Here is a 15239-nt window from a genome sequence, read left to right as displayed (position 1 = left end):
TCACGTGCTCGCCGTCCAGGTTGCGGGCGTAGGCCTTGTCGAAGACCGCCTTCATGGGCTTGAGCGCCTCCAGCTCGGGTTTGATGGCGTGCAGCAGCACGGGCTCCAGCACCCTGGCCTTGACGGCCGCCTCGAACACGTTGTCTGCATAGACGTCCCAGCCGCCGAAAGCGATGTTGTTCAAATCAGCCAGCGGCACAAAATCCTTGATCAGCGGGTGGCGGTTCTCGGTGCGCTTGCCCAGCCGGATCCGGCCCATCTGCGTGAGCGAGCCCACCGGCTGTGAAAACCCTTTCTTGATCGACTCCACACCCGCGATCAGGGTGGTCGCCACCGCGCCCAGGCCCGGCAGCAGGATCCCCAGCTTGCCGCTGGCTTCTTTTAATTGGTATTCCATATAGGTTTGATTTTATAGGTAGAGTTTTGGGGAAAATGAGTTCAATAAAATCAGGCTTAAGTTATCTAATTTATCTTCAATAACAATTTGATTACATTTCAATTTCCATCAGTATTTCTACCCTTTTATGGCTAAACTCTATGAGAATCAACACAAAAACAAACCACTATATTTTCAGAAAGTAATTCTCCTGAGAGGGGGATCTCTGTCAGGTGAAAGGAAACAGCCTCTACCCGGCAGGGAAGGTGGGAATTTGAGGCGGTCTCCGCTGAACCTGTTTTGGGCCTGTTTTTGGAAAAACAGGCCCAAAACGCAATTCTACTTTAGCGGTTCAGGAATGGGAGGGTTTTATTCTGCCAGGCTTCATTGATGCGCCCTGTATAGAAGCAAGCCTGCCTCCAGCAGGCTTGCTTCTATGCTTCTTATCTGACAGAGGCGGGGCGGCTATGGGTTTCCCGCCCTTCCGCCAGTTCCATTCAGCAGAAATTTGATTTCCCGCAAGGGAACCGCCTACTTCTCACGGGCACCTCCAGCTGAAGGTATAGGTGTCAACGTGGCCTTTCCAGACTTGGGAGCAAGCTGTTCAACTGATAATTCACCCTTTTTTCCGCCCCGGGCGGAAGGGGATGCCCAGATCTGAGGGATAGAGCAGACATTAGGGAGCCGCTTCTTCAGGTCTATCTGGTTTGGGCTTGGGCATGCGGCCCGCCTTTTTCAGGGCTTCCTGAATAATCCATTCAATCTGGCCGTTGGTACTCCTGAACTCATCTGCTGCCCATTTTTCTACCGCCTTCATCATCTCTGCATTCATGCGCAGGGCAAACGATTTTTTTTCGGCCATAGGCTAGGGGTGTAAGGTTCCTGTGTTGACCACCGGCGACACGCCCGGTCTGAGCAAAGCACCACCATGAGGTTGCTGACCATGGCGGCTTTGCGTTCTTCATCAAAGGTGACCAGGCGTTTGTCATTCAGTTGCGCCAGGGCCATGTCTACCATGCCCACAGCCCCCTCTACTATTTTGGCGCGGGCGGCCACAATGGCGGTTGCCTGCTGGCGCTGCAGCATGGCACTGGCAATCTCCTGGGCGTAGGCCAGATAGCTGATGCGGGCCTCCAGCACATGGATTCCGGCTATGGCCAGGCGCTCCATGAGTTCCCGCTCCAGCTCATCATTCACTTCCTGGCTGCTGCCGCGCAGCGAAATCTCGCTTTCGTCTTCAAAGTTGTCATACGGGTAGGCACCGGCCAGCTTGCGCATGGCAGACTCGCTCTGCACTTTCACAAAAAGCTCAAAATTGTCAACCTCAAACGCAGCCTTAAAGGTCTCCTCTACCCGCCATACCAGCACCACGCCAATCATGATGGGGTTGCCCAACTTGTCATTCACCTTAATGGGGTTGGTGTCCAGATTACGGGCGCGCAGGGAGATGTCTTTAGACGCGAAGAACGGGTTTACCCAGAAAAAGCCGTTCTGCTTAATGGTGCCTTTGTACTCGCCAAACAGGGTGAGCACCCTTGATTCATTGGGGTTTACAATTTTGAAACCCTTGCACAGAAAGATGAACACCAACGCAAAGGGCACCATGACCTCTGGGCTTATGTAATACACACAGGCACCGCCTGCCATGATCAGGAGCAAAAGCAACACCAGAATGGCGTAGCCGGAAGCGGGGTGATGGGGTTTTTCTGCATTCATAGCTTTAGTTATTTTGATATCATATTAATATCAATAAAAGTAGCAAACCGATACAGCATTTGCAAGAACTTTTTGATATGCCCACCCCAGAGAAAGCCCCTCGCATGCGCTCTTAACAGAAAAGCCGCCCCGGTAACCGGGGCGGCTTTTCTGTTTCTGGCCTGTTTTTGTCAAAACAGCGCTAAAACGCACTGGTTATGACTTGATCTGTACGGCCATAATATTCCCTTTTTCTTTTTTGCCCTCGTTAGAAATGAAGAGCTCCCCAGCCGGGCTGAAGGCAATCCCCTCTGGTTTATAGAACTGGGACTTGCTCAACGGGTACCGCTTCTTGATGCTTCCGTTTTCATTCAGGATGAAGATCTGCGGGTTAGAGGCCTCCGTAAGGTAAATCTCCCCTGATACCGGGTGCACGGCAATCTCAGACGGCTGCCAGATTTTGCTCAGGCTCTTGCGCTTGGCCTTCGCCAGCTTAGACAGCTGCGGGTCCCGCAGGCTCAGTTTCATAATGGGCTGCTCTGCCAGTTTCTTAGCGGCCAGGTCAAAGGCATAAATCCCTTTGAAGTCTGGGGCGCCGGCCTCCTCGCCCTTGATGGCCAGCAGCAGGCGGTTGTTCTTCTGGTCAAACGCCAGCCCCTCTACGTTGTGGTTGGCGGTGAGGTGGGTGGTAAACTCGCTCACCTTGTTCTTGGGCGTGTCAATGTTGGTCACCTCAAAAACCCTCCCGTCACTGCGCACCACGTAGGCCGTGGTCCCGTTCAGGGCAATACCCTCATAGTCACCGGCTGCGCCGAAGGTAATCTGGCGCTCAATCAACCCAGATTGGGTGTTGTAAATGAAGATCACCCCGGCCTCATCCTGAATGCAGGCAAACTGGCCGTTCCCCATATAGACAATGCCAGAGACTTCACGCAGAATCTCAGGCACCTCCCATTTCTGGGTCACTGTGACGCGGCAGAGGCCGGCTCTGGCGCCACCTTCTCTTTCTTCGCTTTCTTTTCCTTACGGGCCCCCTCAGTGCCCTTGGCATCTGCCTGACTGGCCTCACACGCAATCAGGGACACTGACAGGAGAAGCCCTCCAATAATGACTTGCAACCGTTTCATAGTTTTCTTTATTTACTGGTGAAGCGCGGGCCTGGCAAAACCGTCTGGCCATACGCTGTATACTGTTTGTTTCTGTTTTCGCGTTTCTTGAAGACAGGCCGAAAACAGCTTTTCTCAACCTTTCCTGCCCTCAGGCAGGCTTAGTCCCAGAAGGGCACTGAAGCGGCGGTGCCGGCAGCGGTGTACACTTGTTTCAGCTCTTCATTGTTGTTCTCCAACTCCACTTGAAAGTACACCTGCCCTTGCTGCTCTACCCGCTCCACGTCTTCCACCAGGTAGGCCTGGAAGTCTTTCTTCAGGGTCATGGCTATTTCTGCCGGCAGGTCAGCAGCGGTGAGCTCCTGCTTGCTTTTCACAATATTGCCGGTGCCGTCTACCAGGGCGGTGTATTCAGTCTGGCCTATGGCGAACTCGGCCTCAAAGAGGCTCCCCTCCTTCTCCCACTCCACCACCTGGGCGGCGGGGAATTTAGAATGCACGGCATTTTTCACCACTGAGGGGAGGTTCTCCGGGGTGATTTTCTGGCTACAGCCCATGAACACGGTTCCGGCTGTTATCAAGGCTATCATACTGGCTTTCATATCTTTTTCCTTCAGGTTAATTATAATTTACAGTCCAAAGGTCAGACTCAAAACCGGAAACAATTGGGAATAGGCCTGCATTGCTGATTTTTTTTTTCAGAGCATATCTGATTTTTTATTTACGGGCGAAGAGTGCCAGAGAGAGGATCTACAACAGCAGTAGTTGAGTTGCGCAGCAGCGCCACGGGGCAAGAAAAGGGTGAGCGACGGCATTTTGCCTGGCACTCTGCGGCGTGAAAGGCAGATTTAACCAGGCTCTGGCGCAGAATAAAGTTTCCTGTTTCTGGGCTGTTTTTCAGAAAACAGCCCAGAAACAGCCTTAGAATGTTACTTCCAGAAGGTGCGCCTGCTGGTAGCGGTACCTGATGCTGAACCCGTACAGGTCACAGATGGCTTTGGCAATGGCCAGCCCCAGCCCCGTTGAGCCAGACACTGAAGCCTCTTTGTAGAACCGGGAGAACAGTTTCTGGGTGTCTAGCGCCTGGTCTTTGCCGGAGTTCTCCAGCACCAGCGCCTGGGCAGTGAGGTGAAGGTTGAGAAAGCCGCCCTGCACATTGTGTACCACGGCATTCTTGAGCAGGTTGTACACCAGCACCGTGGCCAGATCTGGGTTTACCTGCACCAGACACGGCTCCTCCTGCACAGAAACCTGCAGCTCTTTGTATTCTATCTGATCTCCCAGGTCTGCCAGTGCCTGCCGTACAATCTCCTGCAGGTTCACCGGCCCCATCTCCTGAAACTGGCGGTTCTCAATCTTAGACAGGAGCAACAGGGACTTGTTCAGCCGCGAAAGCCGCCCCAGGTGCTGCATCACCGCACCCAGCTGCAGCATCTGCTCTTCTGTGAGCCCTTCTTTCTCTACCAGCAGCTCCAGCTTGTTCAGGCTGATGGCCAACGGTGTTTGCAACTCATGTGACGCGTTTTCAATAAAGGCTTTCTGGCTGTTATAGGTGTCAATGTTGCTTTGCAGCAGCTTGTCTACCGTCTCATGCAGCAGCCTGAACTCTTCAATGTTGGTCTTGACCGGGGGCAGGGCCTCCCCTTTCTCCAGCCTGAACCGCTGCAGCCGGTGCAGTATCTGATAAAAGGGTTGCCAGATACTCTTGAGCACAAGGTTGTTCAGGGTTAAAAGGCTTACCAGCAGCCCCAGGTACAGCCACAGCAGGGAGTACAGCAGGTCTTCAATGAGGTCATCTTCCTCTACCATAGAGGTGATCACCCGTAGCTCATAATACCGCCCGCCCTGCTGAAAAACCGTCACCAGCAATCTGACCGGCTCATAATCCTTCTCATTCAACATGTACATGAGCGTGTCCCGGTACTGGTCTTTGCGGTTGACCGCCAGGTTAAAGGGGAGCTCCTTGACCTGGTAATACCCGGCCTCAAACTCCCGCTGCGCCAGCACGGTACTGTCTTGCAGGGCTTTTTGCATCACCAGTATTTTCTGGTTCTCCAGGCCATCATCTATGCTGTCATAGATTTCATCCAGCATGTTGTAGTAAAAAAGAGCCGCCCACGCAGAAAGCACCACCAGGAGCAGCACGGCAAAGTAGGCGGTGGCGCGGTTGAGCAGTTTCATACTATGACCAGTTTATAGCCAATGCCGTAAATGGCCTGGATTTCTATTTCGGCGCAATGGTCTTTGAGCTTTTTCCGGAGGTTCTTGATCTGCGAGTAGATGAACTCATAGTTGTCTGCCTGGTCAATGTAATCGCCCCACACGTGCTCGGCCAAGGCGGTTTTGCTCACCAGCCGGTCTTTGTTGGTAGCCAGGTACAGCAGGATGTCATACTCTTTCCGGTTGAGGGTGAGTTCCTGGCCGGCCACCTGTACTTCATGCTTGTCTAAGTCAATCTGGAGGTTCTGGAGCTGGAGCAGGTTGTTGCCCTCAAACTTTCTGCGCCGCAGCACAGACTTTACCCGGGCGTGCAGTTCTGCCATGTGGAACGGCTTGGGCAGGTAATCATCTGCGCCCATCTCCAGACCGGCAATTTTATCATCCAGGCTGTCTTTGGCGGAGACAATGATCACCCCGTCCGTTTTCTGCTGTTTCTTCAGTTCCTCCAGCAGTTCCAGGCCGTTGCCGTCTGGCAGGGTGATGTCCAGCAGAATACAGTCATAGTCATACAGGGAAACCTTCTCCAGGGCCAGATCAAAGGTAGAGGCAGACTCTACCATGTACTGCTCCTGTTTAAGGGAACTGACCATGTTCTCCAGCATGGCGGGCTCATCTTCAATGACCAATATTTTCATACCACCGGGTTTTTGCCCTAAATACGGGGGCAATTCTGGAAAGAGTTGGGAACAGAGATGCCTTAGGGCCATTTTATCATCAGGTGAAATGACCAGGCCGCCTCTCCTCAAGAAACCAATACGCCTTTTTTAAGGGGAAACTTTTTTCAATGCTGTTTTCGGCATTTGCCGAAAGGGACACCGGCTGCAATAAAGTTTCTGTTTTTAGCCTGATTTTCTGAAAACAGGCCAAAAACAGAAACGTCAGGAACGGGTGACTTTGCCTTTGCCTTCCCAGTGGCTGGACTTGACGGTAGTGCCGTCTGCCTCATATTTGAACCGGCGCACGTACCGCTCGCCGCTAATGCTGCCGTCTGGCCGGCGCCTGCCAATGAACAAGGTGACCGCCCGGCCGTTCTCATCTGTGATAAAGGTGAGGTCGTTCCCGGCAAAAACATCATCAATGCGGGAAGAGGGGGCATATGGTTTGGCCAGCTTGGCCTCCAGTTTAGGACTTAACGGCATAGGCGGCGGTAATAATTATTGCACTGTGTACGATTGCAGCAAAGCCAGCGCTTCAGGCTCTTCAGCCTCCACCACCTCATCTATCACTGACTGTATCTCCTGGTCTGACCAATTGGCTTGCTCAGCGGCTTTTACAAACACCCCCAGGGCCACAAAACGGCCGCCTTCTAACGGAAGAATGGCTTTTACTTTCTTTTTAATCTGCATACAGGTAACCAGAGACGTTTTATAGGCTTATTGTACGGTAAACAAGGTAGAAATGCCGCTCTCCCCCTCCTGCGCCCACCGGAGCGCCGCCTCCAATTCCTGAAAGTACTCTACCTCACTAGACATTTTAGACCTGAGGGCCGCCACCATGCTACTGATGGCCATCTGGTTGAAGATATCATTAGACACCACAATCCCCAGCCGCTTCACCCCCAGGAGTTGGAACTGCGGAAACCAGGTGGTGACGGTCCAATCCTGGTCTGGCTGCCTGATTACCTTCATGTGCTTGGTATCCATGACCCAGTTGACCACGTTCTCCCGCCTGGACACCTGCAGCCCCTCTAACAGGCCTTCACGGTACGCTTCACTTGGAACAAAGTCCTGCCAGTGCAGCACCAAAAGGTGGTGCAACCGGTCCAGCTCCAGATGAAGGTACTTCTTATCCATTTATACTTTTTTAATTAGCAGCTTAATGACATGGTGTAAAGGCGAAAGATCTTTTGCCTTATTTATCATGTTAATAACTAGATTTACCGGGTTCAGGTTTAGGAGTAAACCAACAAATGAATAGTACTAATCCAGTTAGGTAAAATTTATTCAGCTACTTCTGGCCTACAGTTACCTTAGCTGGCGTGGTGGTTCCCCCTTGCCGTCACCCCAAAAATAATCCCTCAAAGGCAGACCTCCTAAGACAAGCCACCCAAACTTCAACACCCCCATGGCCTACAGCAGCTCTGAAGGGTATTCTCCCGGTTGGGCTAAAGTAATTTTAATAAGGTATTTCCCGCCACGGCGGAATACAAAGCATTTTCCCCAGCCCCCATTTCTGTTTTGGGGCTGTTTTTCAGAAAACAGCCCAAAACAGAAATGGGGGCTGTTTGCCCGCAACGGCCTACGGCCCAACCCATGCAAAAGGCCAGAGAAACTCTCTGGCCTTTTGCATGTACCGTGGTAGAAGCTGGTCTTTTAAAACCTGGCATTTGCCGGCATGGTGGTCACTAACCGCAGACGCTCGTTATTAGGATCATACGCCAGTCCCTTTTTCGCATACTCTTTCATTCCGGCGGCACTTTTAGCTCTCATATAAGACTGGCAGGCGATCAAATGCAGATCTCCCATCATTCGGGCCGTGAAATCTCCTTTGTCTTGCTTGTACAGACTTTCAAGTGAGGCCAACATCTTCTTTCCCTCTGCCCTGTTGTCAGCATCAAAAGCATTTTGGGTTGCCCTTGCAAAGGCCAGGAGGCAGACATTATGGAAAGTGGGATCATTATTGAAAAAGCTGAAGCGTTTCTGGTACTGCTCAACTGACTTCCCTAAATCTCCTTGAAACCGGTTGCGGTTCAGCAACTCATACACTACAGATTTGATCATTCCGGTCAACTCGGTGCTGGCCGGGTTGAAGGAATAGGCTTTGGTAAAGAATTCCAGCGCCGGGGCATACTGATTGTTCAGGGCCCTGACTCTTCCCTGATGGAAATGGTACACATACGCTATGTCTTTATAAGAGACGCTGTCCCGTGCCGTGTTCAGGAAGGCCGTGTAAATCTTGTTGTAGAAAGCGGTATCTGGCTTGTCTAACAGGTGTTTCTGCGTCATGACCTTGAAGTCATTGGTAAACTCATCACGGTAAGCGTCACCTGGCTGCATGGCGTAGAAACTGGTCAGGAGCTCCACCTGCTCCATTTTGTCATAGTTGATCCCATTCATCTGCTGAGCCAGTGCAGACGTGAGCAGATAGCGCGTCTCATTGGATGGGTACAGGTAATACGCCTTCTGAAACGCTTTACTGGCGTTCTCATACGCCTGCTCCTCATATTTCTTCACCCCTTCATTGTAATACTGCAACGCAACCAGCTGCTTAAAGGAGATGGATTTATCAGCCTTAAAATGCTCGCTGAAGACGCCTTCCACCCCTTTGGTTCTGACTTCTTCCTCACTGACCAGCTTCCCTTTCTGCAAATACTCCACATAGTTCTTTTTAAACTTGGGATCTGGTACAAAATAGCCGCCTGCGGGGTTGGTAGACTCCATCATAATGTTGCTGCCTTTGGGATCAGCCACCAGGTACACATGGGTAGGGAGTTGTTTAATCTCATACGCAATGTTGTAATGCTCCAGAATGACTGCGTAGAGGGCGGTGGCGCTCACACAGTTATAAGTCCCGGTTTTCATCACCTGATCAAAAGAGGCGATTTCTTCATATTTCTTCAGGAAACGCCTGTGGGCGGTTTCAAAAATAAGCTTTACCTGCTTGGCTAGCGGCTTTTCCTGAATTTTGCTCAGATCTAAGGCGGTGTACAGCTGTTGCATTGCCTGTTTTGCCACCCCAAGCTCAGTTTCTGTCACAGACGGGTTCACCGCTAACAGCAAAGCCAGTTGATTCTGATCGCCTGCGTCTAAGGCTTTCAGATATTTCTCTTCAAAGGCAGAGGCATAAGAGATATTTCTGATGCGCAGGGTGTCTTTTTGAGCCTGTGCTGAGAAGGTAAAGAGAACCAGTAAGAAAAAGGGTAAAAATTTCTGCATATAAATAATGGATAGAAGAGCATGCTTACATTTTTCTTGCGCTGCAAACGGGCATCTAAAGAACCTGATTTTGCCTTTTTCTTCACACCATAGCGCTGCTATGCTGCTCTGAAAATGCTATAGAAGAACCTTATGCCCGCTTACCGCCTGCAAAATCAAAATTAAAACAAGCTCTAAGTACTTAAATAAAATGTTGTTATAAAGATACAATTAAGCAGATGATGCACAAAAGCGCATATAGGTTTTAAAGTATCTCCTGGTTAAAAAGTTTTCTTGCACTCCTTCCATGGCTAACACCAATGTACCAGATGTGGACACCTTACTTCAACAGGCAAAGGTGAAACGTACCGGCGCAAACATTTGAAGCAAACCCAAAAAAGGCCAGAGAAATTCTCTGGCCTTTTGCTGATCTTGAACAGGCTTGGTTACCGGAACATGCTCTTCAGCTTGTTCAGTTTGGTCGCCATGTCTTCTTCCTCCACGGGAGCTTCCCGGCGGCTGTTCTGGCCGCCTGCCTTGCGGTCATTGCCCCGGCTAGGCCTGGTTCCGGCGGCGGCGGGATCGCCTTTCATAGAGAGGGCAATGCGCTTGCGCCCCACCTCTACCTCCAGCACGGTTACCTCAACCTTCTGCCCCACCTTCACCACGTCATGCGGATTGCTCACAAAGCGGTCAGACAAATGGCTCACGTGTACCAGACCGTCCTGGTGCACCCCAATGTCAACGAATGCCCCAAAGGCCGTAATGTTGGTGACAATGCCGGGTAATTTCATGCCGGTACGCAGGTCTTTGATTTCATTTACGCCCTCAGTGAAGCTGAACGCCTCAAACGACTGGCGTGGGTCACGGCCTGGTTTGGAAAGCTCGCTCAGGATGTCTTGCAAGGTGGGCAAACCTACGGTGTCTGACACGTATTTTTTCAGATCAATCTGCTTGCGCAACTCGGCGTTCTGGAGCAGGTCTTCTACGGTGGCTCCCAGGTCTTTGGCCATCTGCTCTACCAGCCCGTACCGCTCAGGGTGTACCGCACTGGAGTCAAGCGGGTGCTTCCCCCCTCTTATGCGCAGGAAACCGGCCGCCTGCTCAAAGGCTTTATCACCCAGACGGGCTACTTTGCGCAGTTCATTGCGGGTTTTGAAAGGCCCGTTCTGGTTGCGGTACTCTACAATGTTCTGCGCCAGTTGCGGCCCCAGGCCAGACACGTAGGTCAACAGCTGTTTGCTGGCTGTATTCACCTCTACGCCCACGGCATTCACGCAGCTCATGACCACATCATCCAGGCTGTGCTTGAGGGCGTTCTGGTCCACGTCATGCTGGTACTGGCCTACGCCAATAGACTTGGGGTCAATCTTCACCAGCTCGGCCAACGGGTCCATCAGGCGGCGACCAATAGACACGGCTCCCCGTACGGTGATGTCCTGGTCTGGGAATTCCTCCCGGGCCACGTCTGAGGCAGAATAAATAGAGGCGCCGCTTTCATTTACCATGATGATGGCAATGGAGTTGGGCAGGCCCAGGCCCCGCACAAAGGTTTCAGTCTCGCGGCTGGCGGTACCGTTGCCAATGGCAATGGCCTCAATGTTGTATTTGTGGCACATTACCATCACCTGCTGACCAGCGGTAGTAGCCTGATTGGCCCCGTTGTGCGGGAAAATAGCCTCATAGTGCAGCAGCTTGCCTTGCTCATCAAGGGCTACCACTTTACAGCCGGTCCTAAAGCCGGGGTCAATGGCCAGTACGCGTTTCTGCCCCAGCGGAGCCGCCAGCAACATAGGCCTCAGGTTATCAGCAAACACCCTGATGGCTTCCTCATCAGCGCGCTTTTTGGACGAGAGGCGCACCTCGGTTTCCATGCTCAGGCGCAGCAGACGCTTGTAGGCATCTTTCACGGCCAGTTTCACCTGCTGGGCAGCGGCGTTGCTTCCTTTCACAAACTGGCGTTCCAGGGCTTCAATGGCCAGGTCTTCGTCTGGCTGGGCGTCTAGCATGAGAACATTCTCTTTTTCGCCGCGGCGCATGGCCAGGATTCTGTGCGACGGGGCTTTCTCAATGGGTTCGTCCCACTCAAAATAGTCTTTGTACTTCTGGCCGTCCTCTTCCTTACCCGGCACCACGCGCGCCTTGAACACGCCCTGCTTTTCAAACAGGTTCCGGATGCTGGCCCGGGCTTCCGGGTTTTCATTCACCCATTCGGCAATGATGTCACGGGCGCCGGCCAAGGCCTCCTCAGTGTCTTTTACTTCTTTCTCCTCGCTCACAAACGCGGCGGCCTCCGTGTGGAGGTCAATGTTGGCCTGCTCAAACAGCGTCTGCGCCAGCGGCTCCAGCCCTTTCTCACGGGCAATGGTGGCGCGGGTACGGCGCTTGGGTTTGAACGGAAGGTAAATATCTTCCAGCACGGCCATGGTTTGGGCGGCTAAAACCTGGGCTTCCAGCTCCGGGGTGAGTTTCTCCTGGTCTTTCAAAGATTTCAGGATGCTCTCGCGGCGCTTGTCCAGGTCACGGAGCTGTTCAATACGGTCTCTGATGGCAGCAATGGCTACCTCATCCAGAGTGCCGGTAACTTCTTTGCGGTAACGGGCAATAAAGGGAACGGTGGCGCCCTCATCCAGCAATTGCACCGTGGCTTCTACCTGACGCTCACTTACCTGCAGCTCACCCGCAATTTTCTTGAAATGGTTTTCTGGCATGCTAATCTAAAGTCAATCTTTAAAAGACGTGTATGCTGTTTCCTACCTCTTCTGCGGGCAGAAAACTGTCTTCAAAGATAAGGCTATTTTAGTTTACCGCATACACCGCGGGCAGGTCAAATCTTGTGGGCGGCGGCAAAGGCTGGCTTGGTTTTTGTATCTTTGTAAAAGCCTGAAAGGAACCATTTGCCCGGGAAATCACTCTTGGTTGTAACCACCTTTACAGTGCCAGAATTAACATTCACCCGTATGAAACAACTTGTTCTACTGTTTGCCTTGGCCACCTACACCAGCCAGGCGCAAAACACCCCTACCACCCCTGAGGCCCGCGCGCAAGCCATGACCACCACCATGACCCAACACCTTAGGCTAAGCGATGCCCAGGCGGCCAAGGTGCGGGAGATCAACCTCGCCAGCATTCAGCAACTGGAGAAGGCGAAGGTAGACCACAAGGCCAACCCCCGGCAGCTGAAGGCCACCATTGACCTGATTGGTGCCACCCGCCTGGAATCTCTCAAAGCCGTCCTGACCCCTGTACAGTTTGCCCAGTACCAGAAGCAGCGGGAGAAGAAGTTAGGCGTTCCGCAGGAAGGCGGTCCGCTGGGCGGGGGCCGCGCCGCTGAAGAATACAGCAACTAATCCGGCCACTGCTGTATTTTCTGTTTTTGGCAGTTTTTCAGAAAACAGGCCAAAAACAGAAAATACAGCACCACCAGTTTGAATCAACCAGAGTCTGTGTTGGGAGTTGGTCTGTCATGGGCGGCCCTGGGGCAGACTTTTCTTTTGCCTGTGTAAGCCTTCCTTCGGCCAAGGCCGAAAACAGGAGATGGTTTCTATATGGCTTACCTTTGGGCATGGCAGGTAAAATGCTGCAGCGCAAGGTTCGGGCGCCGCTCTTCCTGAGCAGCATACCCGCGCTATGGCAAGGGGAAAGGCCGGTTCCTGCGCGGCTGAGTTGCACGGCAATAGCCAAACGTTCCCCGGCTCTTACCAGGTAAAAAAAAGTTGGGCAGGCGGTATGAAATGGCAGGTCTTTCTGCATCTTCAAAAAAAACACGCATTGCGCTTCCAGAAGCGCCCCTTTTCAAAACAGATAGCTTTATATTTTATAAGATCACTTAATCGCAGCCGCTATGAAATTCATTGGCATCTTACTTTTTCTGGCAGGGATGGTTTCCCTGCTGCTGGCTCCGCTGGGGATTCAGCACGGGCTCCTGCTCTGGGCAGACAACTGGGGCAGTGCCGTGGGGTGGGTTATCAAAGGCACGGTAACGCTGCTGGGCCTTGTACTCTACTACGTAAACCGCCACCAGGATTGATGTCTGTTTTGGGGCCGTTTTGGCTAAAACAGGCCAAAAACAGAAAGGCACCGCTCAGAGCGGTGCCTTTCTGTTTTTAAGGAATGACGGCTGCGTTAAATCACTTCCAACAGACCCAGGATCAGGAAGACCACCCCCACAATGGCCAGGATCTGCCCCGCCAACCCTAAACCTACGGCGGCCAACAACAACCCGGCCAGCAGAAGCACCAAACCAATCTTGATGTAGTAATTGAGCCCGCTGGCTTTTGCCTGTTTGGCCTCCTTCACATCTTTTTTCAGCTGCTTCACCATGGTTTTCATGTCTTTCTTGCTTTTGATGGCAGCCACCTCACCCGCCATTGCGTTGGCTTCTGCCGGATTGGCCTCTAAGGCTTTGGCTACGGCCGCCGAGGTCAATGGCGCTTTCTTCCCCCATTTAGTGACAACCGCAGTTTTGGCCACACTGGCTTCCAGGGCTGGGGCAGCGGGTGCTTCGGCCGAAGGCGCAACGGGGGCTTCTGGCTGCACCACGGCCACTTGCTGCGCCTCTGCGGCAGGGGCTACTTTGCGGTAAGAGGCGGCCGGCACGCTAAAATCAAAATACTGGCCTGAAGAACAGCCTACCATAAACTGACTCACTACGCCGCATGCCAACAGAGAGAGTAACGATTTGATTTTCATAGTTAAGAGGTATTAGAGAATTTGGTTTGAGAACAAAAGTAGAATATTCTGCTGCAAGTGCAGGCCAAATGGGGGTTTTGATTTAAATTCGCAGTACGCAGGAAGGCAGTCTGGGTTGGGTTTCTGGTAAAGAAACAAGATAATTATGGTACGCCACCAAGGTGTTCCCCCTCCCTTTCTTCTTCCTGTACCGCCATAAGACCAGGAGCAGGCCGCTCTCCCTACCCGGTGCGCAAAATCATACATATTGACATGGACGCCTTTTTTGCCTCTGTGGAGCAGCGGGACAACCCGGCGCTCCGCGGAAAACCGGTGGCCGTGGGCGGCACCAAAGCCCGGGGCGTGGTGGCCGCCGCCAGCTATGAGGCCCGTCAGTATGGGGTTTTCTCGGCTATGCCAACCCAGGTGGCGCTGCGCAAATGCCCGCACCTCATCATGGTGCCCACGCGCTTTGAGGTGTACCAGCAGGTGTCAAGGCAGATACGGGAAATCTTCCTGAGCTATACAGACCTGGTGGAGCCGCTGTCACTGGATGAGGCGTACCTGGATGTGACCGTAAACAAGAAAGGGCTCAAATCTGCCATGTTTATTGCACAGCGCATTAAAGATGAAATTCTGCACGAAACCCGGCTTACCGCCTCAGCGGGCGTCTCTTTCAATAAGTTTCTGGCCAAGGTGGCCTCTGGCAAGAACAAACCCAACGGCCTCACCGTGGTGCTGCCAGAAGAGGCCGAAGCCTTTGTAGAGGCCCTGCCCATAGAGAAGTTCTACGGCATTGGAGACGTAACGGCGGCCAAGATGAAGCAGCTGGGCATTCACAGCGGCGCAGACCTCAAGAACCGGTCAGAGATGGATTTGCGCCGGCATTTCGGCAAGTCGGGCTCTTATTTTTACCAGATTGCGCGGGCGCTGGATGAGCGGCCCGTAGAGCCTAACCGCATCAGAAAAAGCATTGGCTCAGAGCGCACCTTCGGCGAAGACCTGGAGACCGAGGAGGAGATGCTGCCCCAACTGCAACGCCTGGCCGAGGAGGTGGCCTACGACCTGCACCGGCTGGAGGCCAGCGGCAAGACCATTACCCTCAAGCTCAAGTACCATGACTTCACCCTCAACACCCGCAGCAAAACCTTCTATTCCGGCGTACGCGCCGAAGAAGTCTTGCTAGACATTGCCACCGAACTGCTGCACACCCCGTTCCTGCCCACCAAGCCGGTACGCCTGCTGGGCATCACCGTCTCCAACCTGAACTACGGGAAGCAGCAAAGCGGGCAGCTGTCTTTTCCGTTTTAGGTTTGC

The 15239-nt window shown here is 52.7% G+C and carries 16 protein-coding genes and 1 pseudogene; 3 read left to right on the top strand and 14 right to left on the bottom strand.

From position 1 onward, the window contains the following. The 13 genes and pseudogenes from A8O25_RS10360 to A8O25_RS10300 form a co-directional block, all read right to left on the bottom strand. Positions 1–397, bottom strand: a 397-nt coding sequence (locus A8O25_RS10360; protein ID WP_193788621.1) for an inositol-3-phosphate synthase, incomplete at its 3' end; no start/stop codon positions are given. 655 nt (positions 398–1052) lie between these two features. Beyond that, complete coding sequence (locus A8O25_RS10355) at positions 1053–1238, bottom strand: type II toxin-antitoxin system antitoxin (protein ID WP_066834442.1); 186 nt, start codon at positions 1236–1238, stop codon at positions 1053–1055. Between the two features lie 3 nt (positions 1239–1241). Further along, positions 1242–2092, bottom strand: a pseudogene (locus A8O25_RS10350) (SPFH domain-containing protein). Between the two features lie 195 nt (positions 2093–2287). Continuing rightward, on the bottom strand, positions 2288–3037 hold the full coding sequence (locus A8O25_RS10345) for a hypothetical protein (protein ID WP_066834440.1): 750 nt from the start codon (positions 3035–3037) through the stop codon (positions 2288–2290). After that, positions 3034–3198, bottom strand: a complete 165-nt coding sequence (locus tag A8O25_RS23230) for a hypothetical protein (protein WP_161947735.1) — start codon at positions 3196–3198, stop codon at positions 3034–3036. Before A8O25_RS23230 ends, A8O25_RS10345 begins: the two co-directional genes overlap by 4 nt. 140 nt (positions 3199–3338) lie before the next feature. Continuing rightward, positions 3339–3779 carry a PepSY-like domain-containing protein gene (locus A8O25_RS10340; protein ID WP_066834432.1) on the bottom strand — a complete coding sequence of 147 codons (441 nt, stop codon included), beginning with the start codon at positions 3777–3779 and terminating at the stop codon, positions 3339–3341. Between the two features lie 319 nt (positions 3780–4098). Beyond that, positions 4099–5358, bottom strand: coding sequence for a sensor histidine kinase (locus A8O25_RS10335; protein WP_066834429.1), 1260 nt, complete (start codon positions 5356–5358; stop codon positions 4099–4101). Beyond that, positions 5355–6032 (bottom strand): response regulator transcription factor, encoded by a 678-nt coding sequence (locus tag A8O25_RS10330; protein ID WP_066834427.1) that lies wholly within the window; start codon positions 6030–6032, stop codon positions 5355–5357. The genes A8O25_RS10335 and A8O25_RS10330 overlap by 4 nt, the downstream gene beginning before the upstream one ends. Before the next feature lie 243 nt (positions 6033–6275). Beyond that, positions 6276–6536, bottom strand: a complete 261-nt coding sequence (locus A8O25_RS10325) for a hypothetical protein (protein WP_066834425.1) — start codon at positions 6534–6536, stop codon at positions 6276–6278. Positions 6537–6551: 15 nt separating this feature from the next. After that, positions 6552–6743: a hypothetical protein gene (locus tag A8O25_RS10320; RefSeq protein WP_066834423.1), complete on the bottom strand. Its 192-nt coding sequence runs from the start codon at positions 6741–6743 to the stop codon at positions 6552–6554. Positions 6744–6770: 27 nt separating this feature from the next. Beyond that, the gene (locus tag A8O25_RS10315) at positions 6771–7190 is read right to left on the bottom strand and encodes a hypothetical protein (protein ID WP_066834421.1); all 420 of its coding nucleotides are present in this window, start codon (positions 7188–7190) and stop codon (positions 6771–6773) included. A 519-nt stretch (positions 7191–7709) separates the two neighbouring features. Next, positions 7710–9272 carry a hypothetical protein gene (locus tag A8O25_RS10305; RefSeq protein ID WP_066834417.1) on the bottom strand — a complete coding sequence of 521 codons (1563 nt, stop codon included), beginning with the start codon at positions 9270–9272 and terminating at the stop codon, positions 7710–7712. A 425-nt stretch (positions 9273–9697) separates the two neighbouring features. Next, positions 9698–11962, bottom strand: a complete 2265-nt coding sequence (locus A8O25_RS10300) for a Tex family protein (protein WP_066834414.1) — start codon at positions 11960–11962, stop codon at positions 9698–9700. Between the two features lie 249 nt (positions 11963–12211). Between A8O25_RS10300 and A8O25_RS10295 the strand changes: the two genes are divergently transcribed. After that, the gene (locus A8O25_RS10295; RefSeq protein WP_066834412.1) at positions 12212–12601 is read left to right on the top strand and encodes a hypothetical protein; all 390 of its coding nucleotides are present in this window, start codon (positions 12212–12214) and stop codon (positions 12599–12601) included. A gap of 494 nt (positions 12602–13095) precedes the next feature. Then, positions 13096–13281 carry a hypothetical protein gene (locus tag A8O25_RS10285; RefSeq protein WP_066834408.1) on the top strand — a complete coding sequence of 62 codons (186 nt, stop codon included), beginning with the start codon at positions 13096–13098 and terminating at the stop codon, positions 13279–13281. Between the two features lie 95 nt (positions 13282–13376). On the opposite strand, the gene A8O25_RS10280 is transcribed toward A8O25_RS10285, so the two are convergent. Continuing rightward, positions 13377–13943 carry a hypothetical protein gene (locus tag A8O25_RS10280; protein WP_066834405.1) on the bottom strand — a complete coding sequence of 189 codons (567 nt, stop codon included), beginning with the start codon at positions 13941–13943 and terminating at the stop codon, positions 13377–13379. Between the two features lie 228 nt (positions 13944–14171). Here A8O25_RS10280 and dinB point away from each other — a divergent pair, with 228 nt between their 5' ends. Next, positions 14172–15233, top strand: a complete 1062-nt coding sequence (dinB, locus tag A8O25_RS10275) for a DNA polymerase IV (protein WP_074987968.1) — start codon at positions 14172–14174, stop codon at positions 15231–15233. Positions 15234–15239 lie beyond the last annotated feature (6 nt).

Source organism: Rufibacter ruber (genome assembly GCF_001647275.1).
Lineage (GTDB): Bacteria > Bacteroidota > Bacteroidia > Cytophagales > Hymenobacteraceae > Nibribacter > Nibribacter ruber_C.
This window is presented reverse-complemented; position numbering and strand designations above follow the sequence as displayed.

What these genes read in the sequence shown, in the direction of transcription:
- A8O25_RS10320 (WP_066834423.1), bottom strand. Translation starts at nt 6,743, where the DNA reads ATGCAGATTAAAAAGAAAGTAAAAGCCATTCTTCCGTTAGAAGGCGGC.
- A8O25_RS10335 (WP_066834429.1), bottom strand. Translation starts at nt 5,358, where the DNA reads ATGAAACTGCTCAACCGCGCCACCGCCTACTTTGCCGTGCTGCTCCTG.
- A8O25_RS10340 (WP_066834432.1), bottom strand. Translation starts at nt 3,779, where the DNA reads ATGAAAGCCAGTATGATAGCCTTGATAACAGCCGGAACCGTGTTCATG.
- A8O25_RS10325 (WP_066834425.1), bottom strand. Translation starts at nt 6,536, where the DNA reads ATGCCGTTAAGTCCTAAACTGGAGGCCAAGCTGGCCAAACCATATGCC.
- A8O25_RS10330 (WP_066834427.1), bottom strand. Translation starts at nt 6,032, where the DNA reads ATGAAAATATTGGTCATTGAAGATGAGCCCGCCATGCTGGAGAACATG.
- A8O25_RS10305 (WP_066834417.1), bottom strand. Translation starts at nt 9,272, where the DNA reads ATGCAGAAATTTTTACCCTTTTTCTTACTGGTTCTCTTTACCTTCTCA.
- A8O25_RS10285 (WP_066834408.1), top strand. Translation starts at nt 13,096, where the DNA reads ATGAAATTCATTGGCATCTTACTTTTTCTGGCAGGGATGGTTTCCCTG.
- A8O25_RS10280 (WP_066834405.1), bottom strand. Translation starts at nt 13,943, where the DNA reads ATGAAAATCAAATCGTTACTCTCTCTGTTGGCATGCGGCGTAGTGAGT.
- A8O25_RS23230 (WP_161947735.1), bottom strand. Translation starts at nt 3,198, where the DNA reads ATGAAACGGTTGCAAGTCATTATTGGAGGGCTTCTCCTGTCAGTGTCC.
- A8O25_RS10300 (WP_066834414.1), bottom strand. Translation starts at nt 11,962, where the DNA reads ATGCCAGAAAACCATTTCAAGAAAATTGCGGGTGAGCTGCAGGTAAGT.
- A8O25_RS10315 (WP_066834421.1), bottom strand. Translation starts at nt 7,190, where the DNA reads ATGGATAAGAAGTACCTTCATCTGGAGCTGGACCGGTTGCACCACCTT.
- A8O25_RS10295 (WP_066834412.1), top strand. Translation starts at nt 12,212, where the DNA reads ATGAAACAACTTGTTCTACTGTTTGCCTTGGCCACCTACACCAGCCAG.
- A8O25_RS10355 (WP_066834442.1), bottom strand. Translation starts at nt 1,238, where the DNA reads ATGGCCGAAAAAAAATCGTTTGCCCTGCGCATGAATGCAGAGATGATG.